Raw genomic sequence first — 23,345 nt, 5'->3', positions numbered from 1 at the left:
GGACAACCATGACACGACAATGGGAAACACTTCATACATACGAAGATATTAAGTATGAAAAGTACAATGGCATTGCGAAAGTGACGATCAATCGTCCAGAAGTACGAAATGCATTCCGTCCAAAAACGGTAATGGAAATGATTGATGCTTTTTCTCGTGCACGTGACGACGAAAGTATCGGAGTCATCGTTTTAACAGGAGAAGGCGAAAAAGCATTCTGTTCTGGTGGAGACCAGAAAGTACGAGGTCACGGTGGATATGTTGGTGAGGACGAGATTCCACGTTTGAACGTACTTGACCTACAACGTCTGATTCGTGTTATTCCAAAACCGGTTGTTGCTATGGTTGCGGGCTACGCAATTGGCGGTGGCCACGTACTTCACGTTGTATGTGACCTAACGATTGCTGCAGACAATGCAATATTTGGCCAAACAGGTCCTAAAGTAGGTTCGTTCGATGCTGGATACGGGTCAGGTTACCTTGCACGTATTATCGGACATAAGAAAGCGCGTGAAATCTGGTACTTGTGCCGTCAATACAATGCACAAGATGCGTTAGATATGGGATTAGTTAACACAGTTGTTCCTTATGAGCAGCTTGAGGATGAAACCGTTCAATGGTGTGAAGAAATGCTATCCATGAGCCCAACTGCACTTCGTTTCTTGAAAGCAGCGATGAATGCCGATACGGATGGACTAGCGGGACTTCAGCAATTGGCTGGCGACGCTACATTGTTGTACTACACATCAGACGAAGCGAAAGAGGGCCGCGATGCGTTCAAAGAAAAGCGTAAGCCGGACTTCGGTCAATTCCCACGATTCCCTTAATGATTATTAAATGAAAAGACTGCCTATTAGGCAGTTTTTTCTTTATGGAAAGGAGGTACAAAATGATTCCGAATTGGTTATTAAAACGTGCTGCATTGACGCCTCATGCACCTGCATTGACCTTTCAAGACCGAACATGGTCTTATCTTCATCTGAAAGAAGAGGCATTGGATAGAGCAGGGAAACTCCGTTCACTTGGACTTGAACGAGGTAGCCGTATTGCATTACTCGGAGGAACATCTGCTGAAATGGCGATGTTAATCCATGGCTGTTTGCTTGCAGGTGTAGAAATGGTCATGCTGAACGCAAGACTGACAGCAGAGGAAATCGAGTATCAGCTAAAAGATTCACAATCGAAATTGCTCGTCTGTGAAGAAGCTTTTCGCGAAGTAGCCGAACACCAAGCATGCCGGAGTATTTTTTATAATGAATTTCTTAAGCTGGATCCGAAATCTTTGCAACTGGAGCAAGAATGGGAAGAAGATCGGACGCTAACGATTATGTACACATCGGGAACGACAGGATTTCCAAAAGGGGTTCGTCAAACTGCACAAAATCATACATCAAGTGCGCTATCTGCTGTTTTGAACAGCGGCCTACATGATGGAGATGCATGGCTCCACATGATGCCTCTGTTCCATATTAGTGGTTTCTCTATTTTAGCGAGAGCCGTTTTGTATGGCTCCGAAGTGAGGTTGTTTGACAAATTTGACGCTGCAGTAGCGGCTGATGAAATCAGTAATGGACGTGTGTCGGGAATGTCTGTTGTGGCGGTCACACTTCAACGGTTACTAACAGTTATTGAAAACGACAAGTTGTCTGTCCATCCAAAATTCCGCACACTTCTTGCCGGTGGCGGTCCCGTTCCTGTTAGCTATTTAACGCGTGCAAAACAATGTGGACTCCCTGTATTGCAAACGTACGGTATGACAGAAACTAGCTCACAGACAGCAACGCTTTCGGCTGAAGATGCATTACGAAAGCCAGGATCAGCAGGAAAACCATTATTTTTCACGGATATCCAAATTGACGGAGCAAAAGAGCCATTTGTTAAAGGGGAAATTCTCATTAAGGGGCCTCACGTCACTAAAGGATATATTGGAAAGAATACTGGCACTCAAGCATTGCAAAATGGCTGGCTGCATTCTGGGGATATCGGGTATTTCGATGATGAAGGCTTTCTATTTGTCTCAGATAGACGTTCTGACCTAATTATCTCAGGTGGGGAGAACATCTATCCTGCGGAGATAGAGTCAGTGCTTGTGGAGCATCCAGAAGTGGTAGAGGCAGGCGTATGTGCAATGCCAAGCAATGAATGGGGAGCAGTTCCCGCAGCGTTTATCGTTCTGCGATCAGCGGTTACAGTTGAAGGACTTCGCGAGTTTTGTCAAACTAGGCTAGCGTCTTATAAAGTTCCGAAAACCTTTCAATTTGTCGATGAATTACCTCGAAACGCATCGAACAAATTAATGAGGAAGGAACTTCGCGAAAGGTTTACTATGGATAATTAAAGACAAAAAAAGCTAGAGGAGAAAGGGGGCAATATTCCCCTCCAACCTCTAGCTTTTTAATTTAGTGCTTTAGACAACACTTGAATATTGCGTTTCATCAACGAGAAATAATCCTCATTGTTGGCAACATCCTCTTTCGTCAGAACAGACAAGTTATGAAGAATGGCGGAGTCTGCACCAATTTCATTTTGGACGACTTTAGTCAGTTTAGAGCTCACGTTTTGTTCAAAGAGAATCGTTTTAACATGAGCCTCTTTCGCTTCTTCCACAATGTGGGCGAGTTCCTTTTGGGATGGCTCATTTTGTGTGTTGAGACCAGCAATGGAAATCTGCTCTAATCCGTATTCATTAGCTAGATAGCCGAATGCGGCATGAGAAACAAAGAATTTTTTTGAAGTTGCCTGATCTGCCATTGTTGCAAATTCTTTATCCAGCGATTCTAAATCGCTTTTCAAAGCTTCAAAGTTCTTCTCATACAGTTCTTTATTCTCTGGAGCTTGCTCTGTGAGGCCATCTCGAACAGCTTTAGCTAAATCCAAGCTAAGAACAGGAGAAATCCATACATGGGGATCGGTAGTGCCTTCTGAATGCTCTTCGCCCTCATGACTGTGTTCGTGTTCATCTCCATCTGACGAATCATGATGATGACCTTCCATTAGCTTTGTGGAATCGATATGATCACCAGTCGAAAGTAATGTGACGTGTTGATTTTTTAATGTTTTTTCTGCATTTTCTACAAAGCCTTCAAGTCCAAGCCCCACATAGAAAAACAAATCTGCATCAGCCAGCTTCATCATTTCTTTTTGAGTCGGATCGAATGAGTGCTCATCGGTTCCTGCTGGATAAATCGATTTTACAGACACTGTGTCACCACCAATTCGTTGTGTAAAATATTGTAGTGGATAAACTGTTGTATATACGTCGAGTTTTCCATCGTCTGCTTTACTTCCATTGGAATCATCTTTTTTCCCACAAGCCCCAAGTACGAGCGTGAGAAGAAGAAGTCCTATTAGTATTCGTTTGCGTGTCATCTACCTAAATCCTCCAATACGTAATCATTACGATTTAAAAAGTGCTTCTTCATCATACTAAATGAAGAAGCACTTGACAACTAAAAGAGTTATTAGATTTTTTCTTTCTTGGTAGGAACAGGGTCGAATCCACCTTTATGAAAAGGATGGCACTTTGAAATTCGGACAATTGTCAACCACATTCCCTTAACGACACCATGGGTTTCAACGGCTTCGACTCCATAATGCGAGCAGGTAGGATAGAATCTGCAAGAGGGTGGAGTAAGTGGCGAAATCATTTTTTGATAAAAGCGAATGAGTAACAAAACAAGCTTTTTCATGTAAATCGCTCCTAAAGTATTGTACGTTTAGTTTAAACCGTTCGGTGGTAAAATAACAGGGAGAAGTATTAGACAAAATTCATAGAAAAGAGGTCGTTGCATTATGTCAACAGAATTAATCAAAGAATTGAACACACAAGTATCCACTTGGTCGGTCATGTATACAAAATTACATAACTACCACTGGTATGTAAAAGGAAAGCAATTCTTCACACTGCACGCTAAATTCGAAGAACTATACGACGAAGCTACGCAACATATGGATGATATTGCAGAACGCGTTCTGACTCTTGGCGGAAAACCGACGGCTACAATGAAAGAACATCTGTCTGAGTCAGTTGTAAAAGAAGCGGACGGCAGTGAAAAAGCTGAGCAAATGGTGTCAACAATCGTAAATGATTTTGACGCGATTATGAAATCATTGAAAACGGGTATGAAATTAGCTGGAGATGCAGGGGACTTCATGACTGAGGATTTGTTAAATGCGATCTATCAAGGGATTGAAAAGCATCAATGGATGTTGAATGCATTTCTTGGTGAAGATAACAATTAAGAAATAATCCTTCATGACGATCTACTCTGGCCGATAAATAAGAGGAGAGGAGCTGATTGTTTTGGATATTTCATCCATCATGTCTAGCCAATTGCGGAGTCTTCAATCGACTGTACAATTATCGATTTTGGACAAAGCAATGACTGCAAATGCATCTGCAGCAACTGAAATGTTGCAATCCTTGCCTGATGCCGCTCATCCTTTTAAAGGTTCAGCAGTAGATATCAAAGCGTAACTGACAATGCACCCTTCTATTTAGGGAGGATGCATTGTTTTTTTCTATTTTATTGAACAACTGATAGGTGATGTGTAAAATAGGTCTGTGACTAAACTGTGACTATTCGATTTAGAAAAAGGAGAAATTAGTATGACAAATACACCCTATCTAAGGAATTTGATTATTGAAACCCCTTCAAAACCTGGTAACTTCGCAAAAGTAGCGTATGCGATTGGCCAACTAGAAGGTGATATAGGTGATATCCAAACTATAAAAGTTGGTACATTGACTACAATCCGTGATGTTTCTGTACAATGTAACGACGTTGAGCAATTGGAGAAAATTGTCGAAGCTATCAATGCAATTGGTGATGAGATTCAAGTACAGGCGATTTCCGATGATGTGCTGCGTGCACATGAAGGCGGTAAGATACATATGAAAGGCAAAGTTGAAATCCGCTCGCTTGGCGATTTACGTCGTGTTTATACGCCGGGGGTTGCGAATGTGTGCAAAGTGATTGAAAAAGATCCTCAACAAGCACAATTTTTTACAGGTATTTCAAATACTGTGGCGATTGTAACTGACGGAACAGCTATTTTAGGATTGGGAAATATCGGACCTGTAGCAGGAATGCCAGTAATGGAAGGGAAAGCAGTATTATTCGACCAATTTGCAGGTATTAGTGGAATTCCAATTTTACTCGATACAAGTGACCCTGATCAGGTTGTAGAAACCGTGAAACATATCCATCAAGGATTTGGTGGGATTCTGTTAGAAGACATTGGCTCACCACATTGCTTCGAAATCGAAGAACGGTTGAAGGCTGAGCTCGATATTCCTGTTATGCACGATGATCAGCACGGAACTGCGGTAGTTGCGCTCGCTTCAACCCTTTCTGCTTGTCGTCAAGCAGGGGTGAAATTGGAAGACTCGGTTGTAGGTCAAATCGGATTGGGCGCAGCCGGACTTGCAATCAGTCGAATGATGATGGCCTACGGGGTTAAAAAGATTCAAGGTATTGACATGAATGAACAAGCGTTAGAGCGCCTTGTGCAATACGGTGGTTCACCTGCTAAATCGTTGGAAGAGATTATGGCTACTAGTGATATTGTTATTGCGACAACCGGTGTACAAGGGCTGATCAAACCAGAAATGGTTCGTCCAGGTCAGATTATTTTAGCATTGTCCAATCCACACGCTGAGATTCAACCTGAAATTGCGCTTGCAGCAGGCGCTGCTTTTGCAGCAGATGGACGACTTGTGAATAATGTTCTTGGATTCCCAGGTATTTTCCGAGGTGCATTAAATGCAAAAGCGACTAAGATTACGTATGACATGCTAATTGCAGCTGCACTTGCTATTGTAGATTCAACGAAACCAGGTGATCTCGTGCCACATCCGTTAGACCCGAATGTCCATCAAAATGTTGCGGATGCTGTTGAAAAAGTAGCGAATTCAAGCTTGTTGAAAACTCATGCACATACTCATGCCTAAGTAGTCCATACTACTTTAAAAAAGGATGGGATTACTTTGGCAGATGGAAAATTCACAATGTATGTATCAGTCGCTCATAAACAGATCAATATCCATAAATTCGATTCACCTTACGAATATGTAGTAACTATTCCAAAGGAGTACATTGAAGTTTTTCATCACTTGTTTGATCAGACGCATGAATTAGAATTTACAAACTTTCTGAGATCCCATTTACCATATGTGCCTTATCATTATGACCGGGATAATCATAACGTAGACCTGCGCTTATACAAAATGTATGCGCTCATCCATGAATTTACAGATGATGAATCAAAAGCGTTCATTGAACAACTCCCATTTTTCCGTCAGCCAGTTGTGAATTATAAAGGTGCAGGAAACATGTAAATGGGTAGATCAGCTAGATAGGGTGTGCAAGCGATGTTAACATTTGACGATCTCAAAGGCAGTCGTGTGGAACTCATTTTTGGAGAACAAGAATTAGAAGCGCGTCACGTCCTTGTTGTGCTTAAGCACGAAGGTAAGTGGTTGCTGACCACTCATAAGATACGCGGAGTGGAATTTCCAGGTGGCAAAGCAGAACAGGGTGAAACGATAGAAGACGCTGCAATCCGAGAAGTAATGGAAGAAACAGGGGTAACCGTTAAGAATTTAGTGAAATTTGCTGAGTACGTCGTATATACCGAACCTCCATTTTGCAAGGCAGTGTTTACCGCAGATGTTGCCAATATTGACGAAGACGCAGAACGTTTTGAAACAGATGGAGCTCTTTGGTTAACCGGCGTACAATTAGATCGTTGCGATACGCTTAGCTTCCATATGAAGGATAAAGGGATGAGTGAACTTAGAAGTTGGGTGGAGCAGCATGTACAATGATGCTCAGATCGTTTCGAAGCGAGCCTATCCATCACCGAATCCTTTAGTAGAACTTACTGAAATCACGTATTTCTCAGACGGATTAAAAGTAAAAGGGATGCTTGCTGAACCGAGAGAAGCAGGTAGCTACGAAGGGCTCATTTATTTGAGAGGCGGTATCCAGCACGTCGGGATGGCGCGTCCGGCTCGCGTTGCACAGTTCGCCAGCCAGGGATTTGTTGTATTTGCTCCTTATTATCGCGGAAATCGTGGTGGAGAAGGAAGAGATGAATTTGCTGGTGCGGATCTTCAAGACGCGGTAAATGCGGTCGATGTATTAAAGCAAAGCCCTAAATGGAAAGAAGGACGGGTTCATTTGTTTTCGTTCTCAAGGGGTGGTATCATGGCGCTCTGGACGGCAATTTTACGTGATGATATTACATCAACAGTGCACTGGGCAGGTGTATCAGATGTTGTCTTTACGTATAAGGAACGACAAGATATGCGTCGGATGATGAAGCGTGTAATCGGTGGATCTCCAAATAGTGCACCTGATGCATACCGGGAACGAACAGCGTTGTTCAGAGTGGAAGAAATCGATGCTCCCGTACTCATCATTCATGGCATGAAGGATGAAAACGTGTCGTTTGAACAAGCCATCATGTTAGAGGACGCACTTCGGGAACATCAGAAAACTTATGAAACATGGTATTTCCAAGACTATACCCACCACTTCCCATCGTGGCATAATGCGCAAATTGTTAGGGATCTGACCAAGTGGATGTGCGCTCATCCATAAAAAAAGAAACTTCCTGTTTGGAAATTTCTTCAGACTGTAGACAAACTCCAGAATTTATGGAGTTTACCTACAGTCTTTTTTTACAATAGGATAATCTATGAAAAGTTGATTTTCGCTTCGAGCGGACGCTTTCCGAGGGGCTTGCTCTCAACCGCTTCCCTCACTTTGCTCAGTCCAGGGTCTTCAAGCTTCGCTAATCCCTCCGGAGTCGCCGCTCTCCGCTACAATCAACAGAATCTCCCAACTATCAAATGAGGTGATAGAAATGATGATGAAGAATTAAGTTAATGAACAAGAACAAATGGAAATGCTTACGATTGAACAGTTAGTTCCGCAAGACCGTCTGGTTCTTAAATTAGAGGCAGCAATTGATTTTTCCTTCATTTATCAATAGGTTGGAGAACTACATATACCTATTTGGGAGACCCAGCATAGATCCAGTTGTACTTAATAAAATGTCATTTATTCTATACACTAAGCCCTCTTAGGGGTGTCCATCGCATACCATGCTTCTCCTTGGCATCCACAAAAACGTGTTCAGCGGTCTCTATACATTTCCATAGAATTCTTTGATTTCATACCGGTGTCTCAAGTCTTCTGCTACATCTAGTTAGTCTTGCCAGCTGGACATGTAGCATTCCGGTTGCATTCTTTGATTGAATGGTGTGAACGTCTCATGAGAAATTCAGTTGATCGAAGTGCAGGACGGCGACTCCTGGGGATCAGCGAAAGCTGTGACGAAGAACAGCTTTTGCGAGTAAAAGCGAAGCGTTAGGAGCACATGTTTTTGAAGACCCCGTAGTAGCGAAGCGACGAGGAGGCTGAGGGCAAGCCCCCGGAAAGCGCCAATCCGGAACGGAGATCAACGGCCCGTTATCCTTCTTTTTAAGAGACAACTATGCTAAAAGACAAAAGGGAAGGAAATCAAATCGATTCCCATCCCTTTTATCTACAGTTTGAAAATGAAGAACCTTCCAGTCTGTAAGGTTCTTTTTGATGCTATTAAATAATCGGACCGCCTTTTTGAATGATCTCTTCAGAAACTTGGTCGAACTTTTTGAAGTTGTCTTTAAATAGTTGTGAAAGTTCTTTAGCCTTTGCATCATACTCAGATGCATCGCTCCAAGCGTTACGTGGGTTCAATACTTCACTAGGAACACCTTCAATTTGTTTTGGAATCTGAAGTCCGAATGTTGCTGAAGTTTCTGTTTCTACGTTATCCAATTCTCCGGATAATGCTGCGCGAACCATTGTACGTGTGTGTTTCAAGTCCATACGCTTACCAACGCCATAGACGCCGCCAGTCCATCCTGTGTTGACAAGGAATACGCGAGAACCATGCTCATCGATCTTCTTACCAAGCATATCCGCATAAACTGTTGCAGGTAGTGGTAGGAATGGTGAACCGAAGCATGTAGAGAATGTAGCTTCTGGTGACGTAATTCCACGCTCAGTACCAGCAAGTTTCGATGTGAACCCACTTAGGAAATGATACATGGCTTGCTCCTTCGTCAATTTCGAGATTGGAGGCAACACGCCGAACGCATCAGCTGTTAGGAAAATGATAGTTTCTGGGTGTCCAGCAACTGATGGAAGAACGATGTTGTCGATATTCTCAATCGGGTATGCTGCACGTGTGTTTTCAGTTAATGTAGTATCATCGTAATCAGCAATGCGTGACTCAGTATCGAGTACCACGTTTTCTAGAACTGTACCGAATTGAATGGCACCAAAGATTTCAGGTTCTTTTTCTGGTGATAAGTTGATGCACTTCGCGTAACATCCACCTTCAATGTTGAAGATTCCGTGATCAGACCAACCATGCTCATCGTCACCAATCAGTTTGCGGTTTGCATCAGCAGAAAGTGTTGTTTTACCAGTACCTGATAATCCGAAGAAGAGTGCAGCATCGCCTTTTTCACCAACGTTTGCTGAACAGTGCATAGAAAGTATTCCATTTTCAGGAAGTAAGTAGTTCATAACAGAGAAAATTGATTTCTTCATTTCTCCGGCATATTCAGTACCGCCGATTAGCACGATACGCTTTTCAAGTGAAATGATGACGAATGTTTCTGAATCCGTGCCGTCAACAGCAGGATCAGCTTTGAATGATGGTGCTGCAAGAATCGTGAACTGAGCTTCGTGCATCTTCAATTCTTCTTCAGTAGGTCGGATGAAGAGCTGATGAACGAAAAGGTTTTGCCAAGCAAATTCGTTGATAACTTGGATCGAAAGTTGTGAAGCTTTGTCAGCTCCTGCAAATCCTTTAAATACAAATAGTTCTTCTTTTGCTTGAAGGTGGTTTAAAACCTTCTTATATAGATTGTCGAAGTGAACTTCTGAAATTGGCCGATTCACAGAACCCCAGTCAATTTTATCTTTAGAAGTAGCTTCTTCAGTTATGTAACGGTCTTTAGGGGAACGGCCGGTATACTTCCCGGTTTGCGCTGTAACGGCTCCATCTGCTGAAAGCGTAGCCTCGCCTCGGGAAACTGCTTTTTCGACTAATACAGGTACAGATGGCTGTAATGTAATATTAGTACCAGAAAGAAGTTCTTTGAGTCCATTATCTATTTTCGCTGAAATCATAGGTAGATACCGTCCTTTTCATTAAAGCCCTTTTGTGGGGCTGTCTTATTTTGAATTAGTATAACACATTAAGAATAATAAACTATACTAATTCAAAACTCAAGTGAGAGCTCCAAAAAATTTGACAAGAACTGCGTTTTCTCGTAGCATGGATAGATGAACGGATACTCTTATCCCGAGTCGGCGGAGGGACAGGCCCTATGATGCCCGGCAACCTGCATGGACGTCCTTGTCTATGAAAAGGTGCCAAACCTGAAGCAGGGGGGAACCCTGGACGATAAGAGTGAAAGGTGCCTATGAAACTCATGCCTTTCCTCATGTATGCAATACGTGAGTGGAAGGCTTTTTCTATATGTTTGCCTTTATCCTTGTGAACGTTGAACGACGCTTCTCTTCAGGCGCGGGACGAAAACTGGGAAAACGAGAGTACCGTATCACGAGTTCGCTGTAAGGAAACTTGCGGCTGAAGGAGGAAATCATATGACAAATCGACGACTGTTTACATCTGAGTCGGTAACAGAAGGTCATCCAGATAAGATGTGTGACCAAATTTCAGATGCGATTCTGGATGCGATTATCGAGGAAGACCCGAACGCACGCGTAGCGTGTGAAACGACAATTACAACAGGATTAGTTCTCGTTATTGGAGAAATTACGACGACTACGTATGTCGATATTCCAAAAGTGGTTCGAGAAACCGTAAAGGAAATTGGCTACACACGTGCGAAATACGGATTCGATTTTGAAACGTCTTCCGTGCTAACTTCTATTGATGAACAATCGCCAGATATCGCAGCAAGTGTCGATCGTGCACTCGAAGCACGTGAAGGCTTGATGGATGACGAAGAACTAGAAGCCATTGGTGCTGGCGACCAAGGTCTCATGTTTGGGTATGCATGCAACGAAACAGAAGAATTGATGCCTCTACCAATTAGCCTGGCTCACAAACTTTCCCGTCAACTGACAAAAGTACGAAAAGAAGAGACACTTGACTACTTACGTCCAGACGGAAAAACACAAGTAACGATTGAATATAACGAAAAGAACGAACCGATTCGTGTCGATACAATTGTTATTTCTACGCAGCACCATCCTGAAGTGACACTTGAGCAATTACAGCGTGAAGTGAAACAACATGTCATTGACACTGTCGTTCCAAAGAACTTGCTAGATGATGAAACAAAGTATTTCATCAACCCATCAGGGCGCTTTGTTATAGGTGGCCCTCAAGGGGATGCAGGACTTACAGGACGTAAAATTATCGTTGACACGTATGGCGGTTATGCGCGTCATGGTGGCGGAGCGTTTTCTGGAAAAGATGCGACTAAAGTCGATCGCTCGGCATCATACGCAGCACGTTACGTAGCGAAAAACCTTGTCGCTGCAGGATTAGCGGATCGCTGTGAAGTGCAGCTAGCGTACGCAATCGGTGTCGCTAAGCCTGTTTCAATTTCTGTAGATACATTCGGGACAAGTGATATTTCTGAAAGTCATCTTGTTGAGCTTGTCAGAAATCATTTCGATCTCCGCCCAGCGGGGATTATTAAGATGCTTGACTTACGTCGTCCTATTTATAAGCAGACAGCGGCTTACGGTCACTTCGGTAGAACGGATATCGATCTACCTTGGGAACGTACAGACAAGGCTTCCGCATTGAAAGAAGAAGTTCGTCAACTTAAAGGATAATTACGAAAAAGCAAGGGAGCCGATTTAAGCACCCTTGCTTTTCTTATTTACAGCTTAGTCTTGAAGTTGTTTGTAATGCTGACCTTTTTCTACGTAGCTTTCAACAATTCTTTTCATATCTGCCCGGTCTTCTTCTGTTACTTCACGAACGACTTTTGCAGGGGATCCAAGTGCTAACATACCTGGTGGAATGACTTTACCTGGAGGAACGATACTGCCTGCACCTACAAAGGCACCCTCGCCGACTACGGCGCCATCGAGAATGATTGACCCCATCCCGACTAGTGCTCCTTTTTTAATCGTACAACTATGTAACGTAACTTTATGACCGATTGTGACGTCATCTTCTATGACTAACGGGTTGTTAGGACTTTGATGGAGACAAGATAAGTCTTGAATGCTAACGCGTTTACCAATCCGTGTCGGTGCAACGTCTCCACGAATGACAGTACTAAACCAAACAGAAGAATCAGCACCAATTGTAACATCTCCACTAATTACAGCAAAATCGGCAACAAAAACGGTTTCATCGATGTCTGGCCAAACATCCTTATATGGAACAATCATGAAAATGTCCTCCTTGTTGTACATTGATGTATAATAATCCTATCAAAGTTTTAGGACCTTGTACAAAAAGGAGTTTAAAGTATTGAAATAAATGGAGGGAAGCGCTATGTGGAAATGGGAAGCAGACGGACAAGCAAAAGCAGTCATTGTCATTGTACATAACGCGTACGAAGACCATCAGCGATATGCATGGCTGATACAAAGATTACGTACTTCAGGATTTGACGTAATTACAGGTGATTTACCTGGACATGGACCTGATGAGAAAGGTACACCACATGATGAGACATTCGATTCGTATGTGGATTTTGTGAAAAAAATGATAGATGCTGGATTGAAAGAAAGTGTACCTGTCATCGTCTTGGCACATGGTTTAGGCGCAACGGTCATGATCCATTTACTCCAGCGGCAACGGATTGAATGCGCAGGACTCGTCATCAGTTCACCTTGGTTATCTCTGATTCATCATCCACCAAAATTTTCATCGATGCTGACACGGTTAGCATCTTCCATGAAGTTGGATCATGGTGTCACCTATGACATGCTCACTAAAAACCCTGAAGAGCGTCCGAAAACCCGTCATGCATCCGACGTGAGATCAGTTATGACGGGTGGATGGTACAAAGAACTCACATCATTCATGAAAGGCACTCTTCAGACAGAGAAATCGATACAAGATGTACCAGTGCTCCTACACATTGCTGGAGAGGATCGGATGACAGATACTGCGGAGTCGAAGAAGTGGATGAAACGTCAAAATCTAAGTGAGTTTCAGTATAAGGAGTGGCGTCATTTATATCATGACGTCTATCATGAACCGGAACGTGAAGAGGTCTTATTATATACAAGGTCGTTCATTGACAATGTTTTACGATCACTCGGATACGTGATTGAAAATTGATAAACGGAGGGTCAACTATGGAAGCTGAGTCAAAGAAAGAATTTTGGTCATGGGGGAAGTCCTTGATTGTCGCAGTACTTGTTGCATTCATCGTACGGCAATTCTTATTTACACCTGTCATTGTGTCAGGGGAGTCAATGGAGCCGACGTATCACGATCATAATCGAGTAGTCATTTCGAAAATATCATCACTTGAGCATTTTGATAAGATTGTATTCCATGCGCCAAATGCCGAAGAGGATTTCATTAAGCGAATAATCGGATTGCCAGGTGATACGGTGAAAATGGAAAATGATGTGCTATCTATTAATGGAAAACAGTATAAAGAACCTTACTTGGATTCAAACAAAGCAGCACTTCCAGAAGGGCAGAAATTGACACAGGACTTCGAGGTAAACGTCCCTGAAGGTCAATTGTTTGTTATGGGAGATAATCGAGCAAACAGTATGGATAGCCGAATCTTCGGTAGTATAGATGAAGAATCTGTAGTTGGTAAAGTGAAATTCCGCTTTTATCCATTTAATGAAATCGGGAATCCTAAGTAATCATCTGTTCTGAAAAGGAATATTTCACCTGACTAAGCCAAATGCTTTTGAGACATGCTAGCATTAGACACCTTAGAAAAGGAGTGGCGGCATTGACTGAAAAGCAAACAGGCAAAGACAGACGAGAGAAACAACAGACAGATAGCATGTCTGGAACGGAATACACGGACGGTCAACGACGAACCGACGAAGTCGCGTCGACTGCTTACACAGGAAGTGCAAAAAAGAAGGTCGATTTGCAAAACGATCGGCTGGAAACAGGTGGCTTTTAACTTTTCTACAAAGCCACTACCAAACCTCTGCAGAAATTATGCGGAGGTTTTTTTACTTCGTTCTAGTCTTCATGGACCGCGTTTTATGATAAGTTTAAAAGAACGTATTATTAAGGGAGATTTGATGTACATGGAAGATTTTTTTGAACGTAAAAAAAGACAGCTGAATATCCAATTGAACGATGTGCAAAAACAAGCGGTGCTGACAACGGATGGCCCACTACTTCTCCTGGCTTGTCCAGGTTCTGGAAAAACGACAACCATTATTATGCGCATCGGGTACTTAATAGAAGAACTTGGGATCAAACCAAAACGTATTAAAGCAATCACGTTCAGCAAAGCATCTGCGAGGGATATGCTGAAACGGTTCTCTGCACTGTTTCCGGAATTACCTGCTGCAGACTTTTCTACGATTCACAGCTTAGCCTTTACGATTTCTAAAAAGTGGATAGCAAAGCAAGGGCGACAGTTCACATTACTTGAAGGATATCCTAAGCAGAATGCTTTGAAAGCGGCTTGTCGTCATGTGCTAAAGGAAAATGCAACAGAAGATCAGTTGAACTCATTATCAACCTATATTAGTTTAATGAAGAACCAAATGGTCCCTACAGAAAAGTGGACGGAAAAGGATGAGCCATTTCCGCAAGCGGCGAAAATAGCACGTCAGTATGAAACGGTAAAGAATGTGTCTGTCGAAACCACATTGCTCGACTTTGATGATCTTTTATTAACAGCTGAACAAGCTATGCGAACGGATGAAAATCTTGCTGAAGAATTCCAATCGAAATATGACTATATCCTAACTGATGAGAGTCAAGATACCTCACTCGTTCAGCACAAAATTGTAGAACACCTGACAGCCATGCATGGAAATTTGTGTGTCGTTGCTGATGATGACCAATCAATTTACGCATGGAGGGGAGCGGATCCTGATTACTTAATGGACTTCAAACTTGTGTATCCTGAAGCCAAGCTCTTGTATATGGAACAAAACTATCGATCGTCATCTGAAATCGTGACCACGTCAGCAACATTCATTAAGCGAAATAAAAAGCGTTGGGATAAAAAGATGCATACGGAAAACGGTTCAAGAGGGGCAATTCAACTTAGACGTGTTTATAATTCGAAGCAACAACTAGAGTATGTCACATACGAACTGCTTGCTGAAGAGGATTTAAGTGAAGTGGCAATCCTGTTTAGGAATAATGCGTCCTCTACACCATTTGTTAATGAACTACACCGTCGGGGCATCCCATTTTACATGAAAGATGCTGATGATAAGTTTTTCTCCCATTGGGTTGTACAAGATATTCTCAACTTCATGCGGCTTAGTTTCAATCTGGAACGAAAAGATATTTTTGCAAAGGTCGCGGGAAAAATGCAATTATTTGTTTCAAAATCGATCTTACAGCAGTTCGAACGAAGTACAATCGAGGGGAATGTGTTCGAAGCATTTCAAGGGATGGCGGTTTTAAAAGACAGTCAGGTGAGGAAACTTGATGCGTATAGAGAGGTATACAAAAAAATCCCTGATATGCGACCTGCACAAATCATCCGTATGATTCGCTACGAACTCGGTTATGAAGAAAGTCTACTAAGTATGTCGACGAAGTTCGGCTACCGTGCAGACAGTTTGAAAGGGATTTTAGATACGTTAGAAGGAATTGCTGAACAAACGAGGACGATGATTGAATTTGCGGAACAGCTGAAAACGCTTGAAGAAGCCGTGCAGGAAGCAAAGCGAGAGCCTGTTGGACAAGCAGTGACGCTATCGACTTTCCATAGTGCCAAAGGATTGGAGTTTAAACGGGTGTTTATGATTGACCTTGTTAAAGGCACCATTCCTTCGGAGGAAGACCTCACAGATACACGATTGTTAGAAGAAGCACGACGCTTATTTTATGTGGGCATGACTCGGGCAAAAGAACGCCTAGAATTGTTGTCCTACTCCTCGGAAGACGGGAAGTCGAAAGAAGACTCGAAATTTGTGAATGAAGTTCGAGGGATTTTGTTGCCGAAACGCACTGATTCCAAGAAACCAACGAGTAGCTTGGTGAAGTCAGCACCAAAATCTGTTGCGGTAAATCCGAATGGAATTGGAGACCTCAACCAGTTAGAAACAGGTGCACTTGTCAAACATCGAGTTTTTGGTAAAGGAGAAATCATAGAAGTAAGCGCGGAGTCCATCGAAATTAGGTTTGCTACTGCAACGAAGCGATTAGCGCTACAACCGGTACTGGAAAAGCGAATGTTAGAGACGGCTGACCTATGAGAACGATACTCGCGATCGGAGCCGCTGGGGCATTAGGAGCGTTAGCACGGACTCTCATCGGAATGCTCGTTCCATTGACAAATGGATTTCCTGTAGGAACATTTGTGGCGAACATTGTTGGGACTTTCATTCTTTGTTTTTTGGTTGAAAAAACAATGCATTGGACGTTGGTGAACAAAACGACATATGATGCCATCACAGTCGGTTTTCTAGGTTCGTTTACAACATTTTCGGCTTTTAGTTATGAGACGTTGACGTTGATGCAATCTCACGTTGAAATCGCGTTGTTATATGTGGCTTGTAGTCTACTATTCGGATTATTCGCAGGCGCACTCGGAATTCAACTTGGCGGAAGGGGACAGCAAGGATGACGTGGGTAGATTTAGTAGCTGTTGCGGCAGGGGGATTCACAGGTGCAATCATTCGTTATTTTGTATCAAAAAAATTGAATACTAACTCACTTATTCCATATGGGACACTTGTAGTCAATTTGCTAGGTTGTCTCCTCATCGGTCTCGTAGTTGGATTACAACTTTCATCATCACTAACTTTTTTACTAGCAACGGGCGTAGCAGGGGCATTAACGACCTTTTCCACTTGGGTGAAAGAAATAGTAGCTATGGCGCGTCTTCAAGAATTTGCAAAGTCGGTGGTGTATTTGTTGGGTTCTATCATTTTTGGAATTGCATTTGTCTATGTGGGATATATTGGTGGTACTTTTTTCTAGAGTAACAGTTTAAGAAGCCCCTGTTCGGGAATAGACTTGTGACTGATATTCTTGAACGGAGGCGGACAAGCTTGCAAAATCAAAGTGAAGAACAAAACAAAAAACACCGTCAACTCGAAACATTTCGAACAGACGACAAAAACAAATCTCTTACAACAAACCAAGGCTTGAAAGTGTCAGAGGATGAACACTCCTTAAAAGCAGGAACACGGGGGCCGACACTCATGGAAGACTTCCACTTCCGTGAAAAAATGACCCATTTTGACCATGAACGTATCCCTGAAAGAATCGTCCATGCGAGAGGTTATGCAGCTCATGGAGAATTCGAATTATACGAATCAATGAGTGAGTATACAAAAGCGGATTTCTTACAAACTCCAGGTAAGAAAACACCTGTTTTCACTCGCTTTTCAACAGTGGCAGGAAGCAAAGGATCTGCAGAAACGGTTCGGGATGTCCGTGGATTTGCAGTGAAGTTTTACACGGACGAAGGAAACTATGATCTTGTAGGAAACAACATGCCGGTTTTCTTTATACAAGATGCTATTAAATTCCCGGACTTAATACACGCTGTAAAGCCGGAACCTCACAATGAGATGCCTCAAGCAGCATCGGCACACGATACATTTTGGGATTTTGTTGCGAATAATCAAGAGTCTGCCCATATGGTCATGTGGCATATGTCAGACCGAGCAATTCCACGTAGTTTGCGCATGATGGAAGGATTCGGTGTACATACGTATCGATTCGTGAATGCAGAAGGCAAATCCCACTTCGTCAAGTTCCACTGGAAACCGAAAATGGGTGTAAATTCCCTTGTTTGGGACGAAGCTCAGAAAATCAGCGGGAAAGACCCGGACTTCCATAGAAGAGATCTATGGGAAGCGATTGAAAATGGAGACTATGCTGAATGGGAGCTTGGTGTTCAGCTCATCGAGGAATCACAGGAATTTGACTTTGATTTCGATATTTTAGATCCTACGAAACTATGGCCAGAAGAAGATGTTCCCGTTAAAATCATCGGGAAAATGACATTGAATCGAAATGTTGATAATGTATTTGCGGAAACGGAGCAAGTTGCTTTCCATCCAGGACACGTTGTACCGGGAATTGACTTCTCGAATGATCCGTTGTTGCAAGGTCGTTTGTTCTCGTACACAGATACACAACTAATCAGACTTGGTGGACCGAATTTCCATGAGCTGCCCATCAATCGACCGGTTTGTCCATTCCATAATAATCAGCGAGATGGTTATGGCCGTCAGACCATCAATACAGGTCAGGTGGCCTATCATAAGAATTCGTTAGCAGATAATACGCCATCGACTTCTACTGAAGAAGAGGGAGGATACGTTCACTATCAGGAAAAAGTGGACGGACGCAAAATTGCAGCCCGTAGTGATTCGTTCAAAGATCATTTCTCTCAAGCAAAATTGTTCTGGAACAGTATGTCGGTTGTAGAGAAAAAACATATTGTGGAAGCATTTAGCTTTGAAGTAGGAAAAGTGAAAAGCAAAGATATACGCCAACAAGTCGTAGATATGTTTGGTCATGTAGATAATGGATTGGCTTCTGCTGTTGCTCATGCAGTAGGTGTACATGCACCAAATGCCAGTGAGGAAAGCACGGTTACGAAAAGTTCACCTGCATTGAGCCAAGAGAACAAAGCGAAGTTGCCGAATACACGTAAAGTAGGCGTCCTAATTGGCAACCAATTCGATGACTCTGAAGTGGAAACCATCGTGGAAGCTTGTTTAAATGCAGGCATGAATGTGGATTTAATTAGCGAAAAATATGGAATGGTAACTGGTGCAAATGGGTTGGAAGCAGAGGTGGACGAGACGTTCTTGACGATGCACGCTGTTCTGTATGATGCAATTGTCGTTGCAGGGGGCGATGCTGAAAATCCACAGAAGTTCAAAATGGATACGATTGACTTCCTGAACGAAACGTATAAGCATTTTAAACCGATTGGGATTTTATCAAAAGGTCAAGAATTTGTAGACAATTCCAACGTGGAAATGACAGCGGGGGTTATCTCTTCTAAGAATGATGACTTTGCACAACAGTTTGTGAATGCAGTGGCAGAACACCGTCACTGGGATCGATAAAATACGAAGAGGCAGCTGTCCATTGGGCAGCTGCTTTTCATTCGCTTCACAGTCCAGAAGACATTGTAACAAATAGTAATTTGTATAAAGAAAAGCAAGATAGAAGGATTACGCTAAAAACTATAAATAGGGGCAATGGTATTTCCACCTGCAACGCTACAAGAAGCTGGTGAGGATACAAATAATAATGTTAACAAGGTGGATATAATTCTAAAGTTATAGACCTTGGATTTTTCAGGGCTGCCATGTAGCAGTCCTTTTTTGTGGTTTAAAAATATACACTTGCGTATATAAGTATATGATTATATAATGTGGAAAAGCCTTGGAGGGATGAAAGGTGAACGAATCAGAGGTAGTAGAATTGTATAAAGCATCACAAATTTTCAAGTTGCTTGGAGACAAAACCCGTTTAACAATGATGAAGCTGCTCCAAACACATGATTGTTGCGTGTGTGAATTCGTTGAAATCTTTAAGATGAGTCAACCTGCTATCAGCCAGCACCTAAGGAAACTAAGAGATGTTGGATTGGTGAAAGAAGAACGTAGAGGACAATGGATCTTTTACTCGATAAACAACGAGCACGAAGACTATCCTTTTGTTCAAAGTATCTTGAATCATCTACCTGAACAAAATGGATTGGTTGTTGAATTGGAAGAGCAAGGATTGCGCATTTCTTGCAATTAAGGAGGAGCGTACATTGGTTTCAGTCTTTATCGCATCATTGATTTTTGTTGTGACACTCATATTTGTAATTTGGCAGCCTAAAAATTTGTCTATTGGCTGGTCTGCCTGTATCGGTGCCCTGATCGCTTTACTCCTGGGTGTAGTTGACTTTGGGGATGTTTCCGATGTAACAGGTATTGTATGGAATGCAACGCTTGCTTTTATTGCTATTATTATAATCTCTTTAATATTAGATGAGATCGGTTTCTTCGAATGGGCCGCTCTTCATATGGCACGATTCGCTAAGGGAAGCGGAGTTCGTATGTTTGTGTACGTTAGTATTTTAGGTGCTATCGTTGCTGCATTATTTGCAAATGATGGCGCGGCTTTAATACTGACACCGATTGTTCTAGCGATGGTCCGGAACTTGAATTTCAATGAGAAAATGATTTTTCCTTTTATTATCGCTAGTGGATTCATAGCAGATACGACCTCCTTGCCGTTTGTTGTGAGTAACTTGGTGAATATCGTTTCCGCTGACTTTTTTGATATCGGATTTGTAGAGTATGCATCTAGGATGATCGTTCCGAATCTGTTTGCTTTAGTAGCGAGTATTCTAGTGCTATATCTATTCTTTCGTAAAAGTATTCCTGGCGACTATGAAGTTTCTGCACTAAAAACACCGAGTGAAGCGATCAAAGATCACAAGATGTTTCGACTTTCTTGGGGTGTTCTTAGCATCTTACTAATCGGTTACTTCACAAGTGAATTTATCGGAGTCCCAGTCTCATTTGTTGCAGGAATCGTAGCCCTATTCTTCTTGTACATGGCAAAAAAGAGTTCAGCGGTTCAGACGAAACAAGTGTTGAAAGGGGCACCCTGGGCGATTGTATTCTTCTCTGTAGGCATGTATGTAGTTGTGTACGGCTTGAAAAATGTTGGCTTAACGAGTGTATTGGCGGATGTGATTCAATGGGCTGCCGACCAAGGCTTATTTACCGCAACGATGTCTATGGGCTTTATAGCAGCATTCCTTTCCTCCATCATGAATAATTTGCCCACTGTCTTGATCGATGCTTTGGCGATTGGGGAAACAACGACTTCTGGTCCAATACGAGAAGCTTTAATTTACGCGAATGTGATTGGAGCTGACCTCGGTCCGAAAATCACACCAATTGGATCACTCGCAACTCTTTTATGGTTGTATGTCCTTTCGCAAAAAGGTATTAAAATCAGTTGGGGAACTTATTTCAAAATCGGTATCATCTTAACAATCCCTACTTTATTTATTACATTAATGGGTCTCTATGTGTGGCTATTGGTAGTCTAATATGAAAAAAGAAAAGTATGACAGTAATGCTGAAAAAAACAGTCTATTTCTTATGTACAGGTAACTCATGCCGTAGCCAAATGGCTGAAGGGTGGGGAAAAAAGTTTCTTGGTGAAGACTGGGAAGTTCTCAGTGCAGGCATTGAAGCACACGGAGTAAATCTGAATGCGGTTAAAGCTATGAATGAAATTGGAGTTGACATTTCAAGTCAAACTTCGGATATTATTGATCCTAAAATCTTAAATAGTGTGGATTTTGTTGTAACTCTTTGTGGAGATGCTGCTGACAAATGCCCAATGACACCACCTCATGTACATCGTGAGCATTGGGGATTTGATGATCCTGCAAAAGCAAAAGGAACAGATGAAGAAAAGTGGGCATTCTTCAGGCATGTACGAGATGAAATAGGTGCAAGGATAGAAGTGTTCGCTAAAACGGGTAAATAAGTTATAGGCCGCGGAGACGTCTAGCGATTTTTATTGTGCATGACATATAAGTATATATTTATGAGCTTATGTTAAAGGTTAAATGGCTATTATAGTGGAATTTCTAATCGAACAATTGAATAGACCTTTTTCTGTTCCTTTTACTTCCTTTAATGATAAGGTTCTGGATTGATGGCGGTTGTAAATCCCCGTTCTACTCGAACTAAAAGGAAAACTATTACATAATACGTGGAGGTATTATCATGAAAACTCAAACTGCATGTTGTTCAAGTGCTGAATTACCAATAACTACTAAAAGTAAGAGAAAAGAACACTCGTCGCTGCCAATTGCTATCATAGGAGCTGGTCCTATTGGATTAGCCGCCGCCGCCCACCTAGCGAAGGCAGGAGAGAATTTTATCGTTTTAGAAGCCGGTCCAAGTGTAGGACATCATGTTTTACAGTGGGGTCACGTTCGTTTGTTTTCGCCTTGGCAATATAATATCGATAAGGTAGCCAGAGAGTTACTTGAAGAAAATGGATGGGATACACCAACTCCTGAAGTGCTCCCAACTGGCAATGAGTTAGTGGAAAATTACCTACTACAAGTTGCTGAATTACCACAAATCAGACCTTCAATTCGACTGAATACTAAGGTGATTTCTATTAGTAGAAAAGGGTTTGATAAAATGAAATCAGCCAATAGGGAGAACATTCCTTTTGTGCTGTATATTGAAACTCAGGGTCAAACAAAGCAGATCGAAGCGAAAGCAGTTATTGATGCTACAGGAACATGGGGACAACCGAATCCCATGAATTCCACTGGTATTTGGACGAAGGAAGAGAAGTCTTTTGAGAACCAGGTATTTTATGGCATTCCGAACATTAATGGTAATGAGTATGAAAGGTTTATTGGAAAAAGAGTGGCTGTCATCGGGGGTGGACATTCCGCAATCAATACGATTCTGGAGTTATCCGAGCTGAATGAAAAACATTCTGATCTAAAAATAACATGGATTCTTCGTAAAAATAGTGTGGAAGAAGCATATGGTGGCGAAGAGAAGGATGCCCTTCAGGCACGGGGGGAACTTGGATCGCGCATTCATCAATTAGTTAATTCAGGACGTGTTCATGTGTACACACCTTTTAGAATCCATAGTGTAGAGAAAAATGAAAGCTCTTTGAAACTAAATGGAGACTTAAAGGGAGAAAGCTTTTCAATTGAAGGACTTGATGAGCTAATCGTCAATACGGGGAGTCGCCCTGACTTTTCTTTCTTAAGTGAAGTAAGGATAAATATTGATGCAGCAACTGAGAGTATTAGTATGCTAGCTCCACTAATTGATCCAAACCTCCACAGCTGTGGGACGGTTCGACCACATGGTGAAGAGGAGTTGAGACAACCTGAGAAAAATCTATACATCGTTGGCATGAAAAGCTATGGACGTGCTCCAACCTTCCTAATGGCGACAGGTTATGAACAAGTACGATCAGTTGTAGCCTATCTGACAGGAGATTTTGAATCCGCGAAGAATGTGGAACTAGACTTGCCCGAGACCGGTGTGTGTAGTATAAACTTAGAATCTACAAAAAAGGATGAGACTTGTTGCGGTGCTACAGCCGGAAGTTGCTAAAGTAGTGAACTCACG

At 42.2% G+C, this 23,345-nt stretch carries 24 protein-coding genes, 1 pseudogene and 1 riboswitch; of the genes and pseudogenes, 21 read left to right on the top strand and 4 right to left on the bottom strand.

What is annotated here, in order from left to right:
- Positions 1-8 precede the first annotated feature (8 nt).
- Both menB and M3197_RS09365 read left to right on the top strand, forming a co-directional pair.
- Complete coding sequence (menB, locus tag M3197_RS09370; protein WP_191688917.1) at positions 9-827, top strand: 1,4-dihydroxy-2-naphthoyl-CoA synthase; 819 nt, start codon at positions 9-11, stop codon at positions 825-827.
- Positions 828-889: 62 nt separating this feature from the next.
- Positions 890-2,338, top strand: coding sequence for an o-succinylbenzoate--CoA ligase (locus M3197_RS09365; RefSeq protein WP_251660985.1), 1,449 nt, complete (start codon positions 890-892; stop codon positions 2,336-2,338).
- A gap of 56 nt (positions 2,339-2,394) precedes the next feature.
- Here M3197_RS09365 and M3197_RS09360 read toward each other — a convergent pair whose 3' ends face one another.
- Together M3197_RS09360 and yidD are read right to left on the bottom strand one after the other, a co-directional pair.
- Positions 2,395-3,369 carry a metal ABC transporter solute-binding protein, Zn/Mn family gene (locus M3197_RS09360; protein ID WP_251660983.1) on the bottom strand — a complete coding sequence of 325 codons (975 nt, stop codon included), beginning with the start codon at positions 3,367-3,369 and terminating at the stop codon, positions 2,395-2,397.
- A gap of 92 nt (positions 3,370-3,461) precedes the next feature.
- The gene (gene yidD / locus M3197_RS09355; RefSeq protein ID WP_251660981.1) at positions 3,462-3,689 is read right to left on the bottom strand and encodes a membrane protein insertion efficiency factor YidD; all 228 of its coding nucleotides are present in this window, start codon (positions 3,687-3,689) and stop codon (positions 3,462-3,464) included.
- A gap of 103 nt (positions 3,690-3,792) precedes the next feature.
- Between yidD and M3197_RS09350 the strand changes: the two genes are divergently transcribed.
- The 7 genes and pseudogenes from M3197_RS09350 to M3197_RS09320 all read left to right on the top strand — a co-directional run.
- On the top strand, positions 3,793-4,242 hold the full coding sequence (locus M3197_RS09350) for a Dps family protein (RefSeq protein WP_251660979.1): 450 nt from the start codon (positions 3,793-3,795) through the stop codon (positions 4,240-4,242).
- A gap of 61 nt (positions 4,243-4,303) precedes the next feature.
- Entirely contained in the window at positions 4,304-4,477 is a 174-nt protein-coding gene (locus M3197_RS09345; RefSeq protein ID WP_251660977.1) for a putative motility protein, read from the top strand.
- A 132-nt stretch (positions 4,478-4,609) separates the two neighbouring features.
- On the top strand, positions 4,610-5,953 hold the full coding sequence (locus M3197_RS09340; RefSeq protein WP_251660975.1) for an NAD-dependent malic enzyme: 1,344 nt from the start codon (positions 4,610-4,612) through the stop codon (positions 5,951-5,953).
- A 36-nt stretch (positions 5,954-5,989) separates the two neighbouring features.
- Entirely contained in the window at positions 5,990-6,340 is a 351-nt protein-coding gene (locus tag M3197_RS09335) for a transposase (RefSeq protein ID WP_251660973.1), read from the top strand.
- Positions 6,341-6,373: 33 nt separating this feature from the next.
- Entirely contained in the window at positions 6,374-6,829 is a 456-nt protein-coding gene (locus M3197_RS09330) for an NUDIX domain-containing protein (RefSeq protein WP_251660971.1), read from the top strand.
- Positions 6,819-7,607: an alpha/beta hydrolase family protein gene (locus M3197_RS09325; RefSeq protein ID WP_251660968.1), complete on the top strand. Its 789-nt coding sequence runs from the start codon at positions 6,819-6,821 to the stop codon at positions 7,605-7,607. The genes M3197_RS09330 and M3197_RS09325 overlap by 11 nt, the downstream gene beginning before the upstream one ends.
- A gap of 301 nt (positions 7,608-7,908) precedes the next feature.
- Positions 7,909-8,080: pseudogene (locus tag M3197_RS09320) on the top strand (transposase); the annotation flags it as partial.
- A gap of 529 nt (positions 8,081-8,609) precedes the next feature.
- Here the strand turns inward: M3197_RS09320 and pckA are convergent.
- Positions 8,610-10,196 carry a phosphoenolpyruvate carboxykinase (ATP) gene (gene pckA, locus M3197_RS09310; RefSeq protein ID WP_125102413.1) on the bottom strand — a complete coding sequence of 529 codons (1,587 nt, stop codon included), beginning with the start codon at positions 10,194-10,196 and terminating at the stop codon, positions 8,610-8,612.
- A 167-nt stretch (positions 10,197-10,363) separates the two neighbouring features.
- Positions 10,364-10,480: riboswitch (SAM riboswitch) on the top strand.
- Positions 10,481-10,676: 196 nt separating this feature from the next.
- On the opposite strand from pckA, the gene metK reads away from it, so the two are divergent.
- Positions 10,677-11,882: a methionine adenosyltransferase gene (gene metK, locus M3197_RS09305; RefSeq protein WP_251660967.1), complete on the top strand. Its 1,206-nt coding sequence runs from the start codon at positions 10,677-10,679 to the stop codon at positions 11,880-11,882.
- Positions 11,883-11,936: 54 nt separating this feature from the next.
- Here the strand turns inward: metK and M3197_RS09300 are convergent, their stop codons facing one another.
- Positions 11,937-12,449 (bottom strand): gamma carbonic anhydrase, encoded by a 513-nt coding sequence (locus M3197_RS09300; protein ID WP_251660964.1) that lies wholly within the window; start codon positions 12,447-12,449, stop codon positions 11,937-11,939.
- A 106-nt stretch (positions 12,450-12,555) separates the two neighbouring features.
- On the opposite strand from M3197_RS09300, the gene M3197_RS09295 reads away from it, so the two are divergent.
- From M3197_RS09295 to M3197_RS09245, 11 genes are all read left to right on the top strand, one after another.
- The gene (locus M3197_RS09295; protein WP_251660962.1) at positions 12,556-13,350 is read left to right on the top strand and encodes an alpha/beta hydrolase; all 795 of its coding nucleotides are present in this window, start codon (positions 12,556-12,558) and stop codon (positions 13,348-13,350) included.
- A gap of 17 nt (positions 13,351-13,367) precedes the next feature.
- Complete coding sequence (gene lepB, locus M3197_RS09290; RefSeq protein WP_251660960.1) at positions 13,368-13,895, top strand: signal peptidase I; 528 nt, start codon at positions 13,368-13,370, stop codon at positions 13,893-13,895.
- A 92-nt stretch (positions 13,896-13,987) separates the two neighbouring features.
- Positions 13,988-14,167, top strand: coding sequence for a hypothetical protein (locus M3197_RS09285; protein WP_251660958.1), 180 nt, complete (start codon positions 13,988-13,990; stop codon positions 14,165-14,167).
- 130 nt (positions 14,168-14,297) lie between these two features.
- A complete protein-coding gene (locus M3197_RS09280; RefSeq protein WP_251660956.1) occupies positions 14,298-16,439 on the top strand; it encodes an ATP-dependent helicase in 2,142 nt (713 codons plus the stop codon).
- Complete coding sequence (locus tag M3197_RS09275) at positions 16,436-16,810, top strand: fluoride efflux transporter FluC (RefSeq protein ID WP_251660954.1); 375 nt, start codon at positions 16,436-16,438, stop codon at positions 16,808-16,810. The genes M3197_RS09280 and M3197_RS09275 overlap by 4 nt, the downstream gene beginning before the upstream one ends.
- On the top strand, positions 16,807-17,166 hold the full coding sequence (crcB, locus tag M3197_RS09270) for a fluoride efflux transporter CrcB (protein ID WP_251660952.1): 360 nt from the start codon (positions 16,807-16,809) through the stop codon (positions 17,164-17,166). The genes M3197_RS09275 and crcB overlap by 4 nt, the downstream gene beginning before the upstream one ends.
- 71 nt (positions 17,167-17,237) lie before the next feature.
- Positions 17,238-19,277 (top strand): catalase, encoded by a 2,040-nt coding sequence (locus tag M3197_RS09265; RefSeq protein ID WP_251660950.1) that lies wholly within the window; start codon positions 17,238-17,240, stop codon positions 19,275-19,277.
- Positions 19,278-19,614: 337 nt separating this feature from the next.
- Positions 19,615-19,962: an ArsR/SmtB family transcription factor gene (locus tag M3197_RS09260; protein WP_251660947.1), complete on the top strand. Its 348-nt coding sequence runs from the start codon at positions 19,615-19,617 to the stop codon at positions 19,960-19,962.
- A 13-nt stretch (positions 19,963-19,975) separates the two neighbouring features.
- Positions 19,976-21,271 (top strand): arsenic transporter, encoded by a 1,296-nt coding sequence (locus M3197_RS09255; RefSeq protein ID WP_251660945.1) that lies wholly within the window; start codon positions 19,976-19,978, stop codon positions 21,269-21,271.
- Between the two features lie 26 nt (positions 21,272-21,297).
- On the top strand, positions 21,298-21,717 hold the full coding sequence (arsC, locus tag M3197_RS09250) for an arsenate reductase (thioredoxin) (RefSeq protein WP_251660943.1): 420 nt from the start codon (positions 21,298-21,300) through the stop codon (positions 21,715-21,717).
- A gap of 242 nt (positions 21,718-21,959) precedes the next feature.
- Positions 21,960-23,330: an FAD-dependent oxidoreductase gene (locus tag M3197_RS09245; RefSeq protein WP_251660941.1), complete on the top strand. Its 1,371-nt coding sequence runs from the start codon at positions 21,960-21,962 to the stop codon at positions 23,328-23,330.
- Positions 23,331-23,345 lie beyond the last annotated feature (15 nt).

It is taken from the genome of Sporosarcina aquimarina (assembly GCF_023715615.1).
GTDB lineage: Bacteria > Bacillota > Bacilli > Bacillales_A > Planococcaceae > Sporosarcina > Sporosarcina aquimarina_A.
Note: the sequence above shows the minus strand (reverse complement) of the source record. Positions and strands in the feature narration are given on the sequence as shown.

Bases quoted from the DNA above. Each gene is read 5' to 3' on its own strand.
- menB (WP_191688917.1), top strand. From the start codon at position 9: ATGACACGACAATGGGAAACACTTCATACATACGAAGATATTAAGTAT.
- M3197_RS09365 (WP_251660985.1), top strand. From the start codon at position 890: ATGATTCCGAATTGGTTATTAAAACGTGCTGCATTGACGCCTCATGCA.
- M3197_RS09360 (WP_251660983.1), bottom strand. From the start codon at position 3,369: ATGACACGCAAACGAATACTAATAGGACTTCTTCTTCTCACGCTCGTA.
- yidD (WP_251660981.1), bottom strand. From the start codon at position 3,689: ATGAAAAAGCTTGTTTTGTTACTCATTCGCTTTTATCAAAAAATGATT.
- M3197_RS09350 (WP_251660979.1), top strand. From the start codon at position 3,793: ATGTCAACAGAATTAATCAAAGAATTGAACACACAAGTATCCACTTGG.
- M3197_RS09340 (WP_251660975.1), top strand. From the start codon at position 4,610: ATGACAAATACACCCTATCTAAGGAATTTGATTATTGAAACCCCTTCA.
- M3197_RS09330 (WP_251660971.1), top strand. From the start codon at position 6,374: ATGTTAACATTTGACGATCTCAAAGGCAGTCGTGTGGAACTCATTTTT.
- M3197_RS09325 (WP_251660968.1), top strand. From the start codon at position 6,819: ATGTACAATGATGCTCAGATCGTTTCGAAGCGAGCCTATCCATCACCG.
- pckA (WP_125102413.1), bottom strand. From the start codon at position 10,196: ATGATTTCAGCGAAAATAGATAATGGACTCAAAGAACTTCTTTCTGGT.
- metK (WP_251660967.1), top strand. From the start codon at position 10,677: ATGACAAATCGACGACTGTTTACATCTGAGTCGGTAACAGAAGGTCAT.
- M3197_RS09300 (WP_251660964.1), bottom strand. From the start codon at position 12,449: ATGATTGTTCCATATAAGGATGTTTGGCCAGACATCGATGAAACCGTT.
- M3197_RS09295 (WP_251660962.1), top strand. From the start codon at position 12,556: ATGTGGAAATGGGAAGCAGACGGACAAGCAAAAGCAGTCATTGTCATT.
- lepB (WP_251660960.1), top strand. From the start codon at position 13,368: ATGGAAGCTGAGTCAAAGAAAGAATTTTGGTCATGGGGGAAGTCCTTG.
- M3197_RS09280 (WP_251660956.1), top strand. From the start codon at position 14,298: ATGGAAGATTTTTTTGAACGTAAAAAAAGACAGCTGAATATCCAATTG.
- M3197_RS09275 (WP_251660954.1), top strand. From the start codon at position 16,436: ATGAGAACGATACTCGCGATCGGAGCCGCTGGGGCATTAGGAGCGTTA.
- crcB (WP_251660952.1), top strand. From the start codon at position 16,807: ATGACGTGGGTAGATTTAGTAGCTGTTGCGGCAGGGGGATTCACAGGT.
- arsC (WP_251660943.1), top strand. From the start codon at position 21,298: ATGCTGAAAAAAACAGTCTATTTCTTATGTACAGGTAACTCATGCCGT.
- M3197_RS09245 (WP_251660941.1), top strand. From the start codon at position 21,960: ATGAAAACTCAAACTGCATGTTGTTCAAGTGCTGAATTACCAATAACT.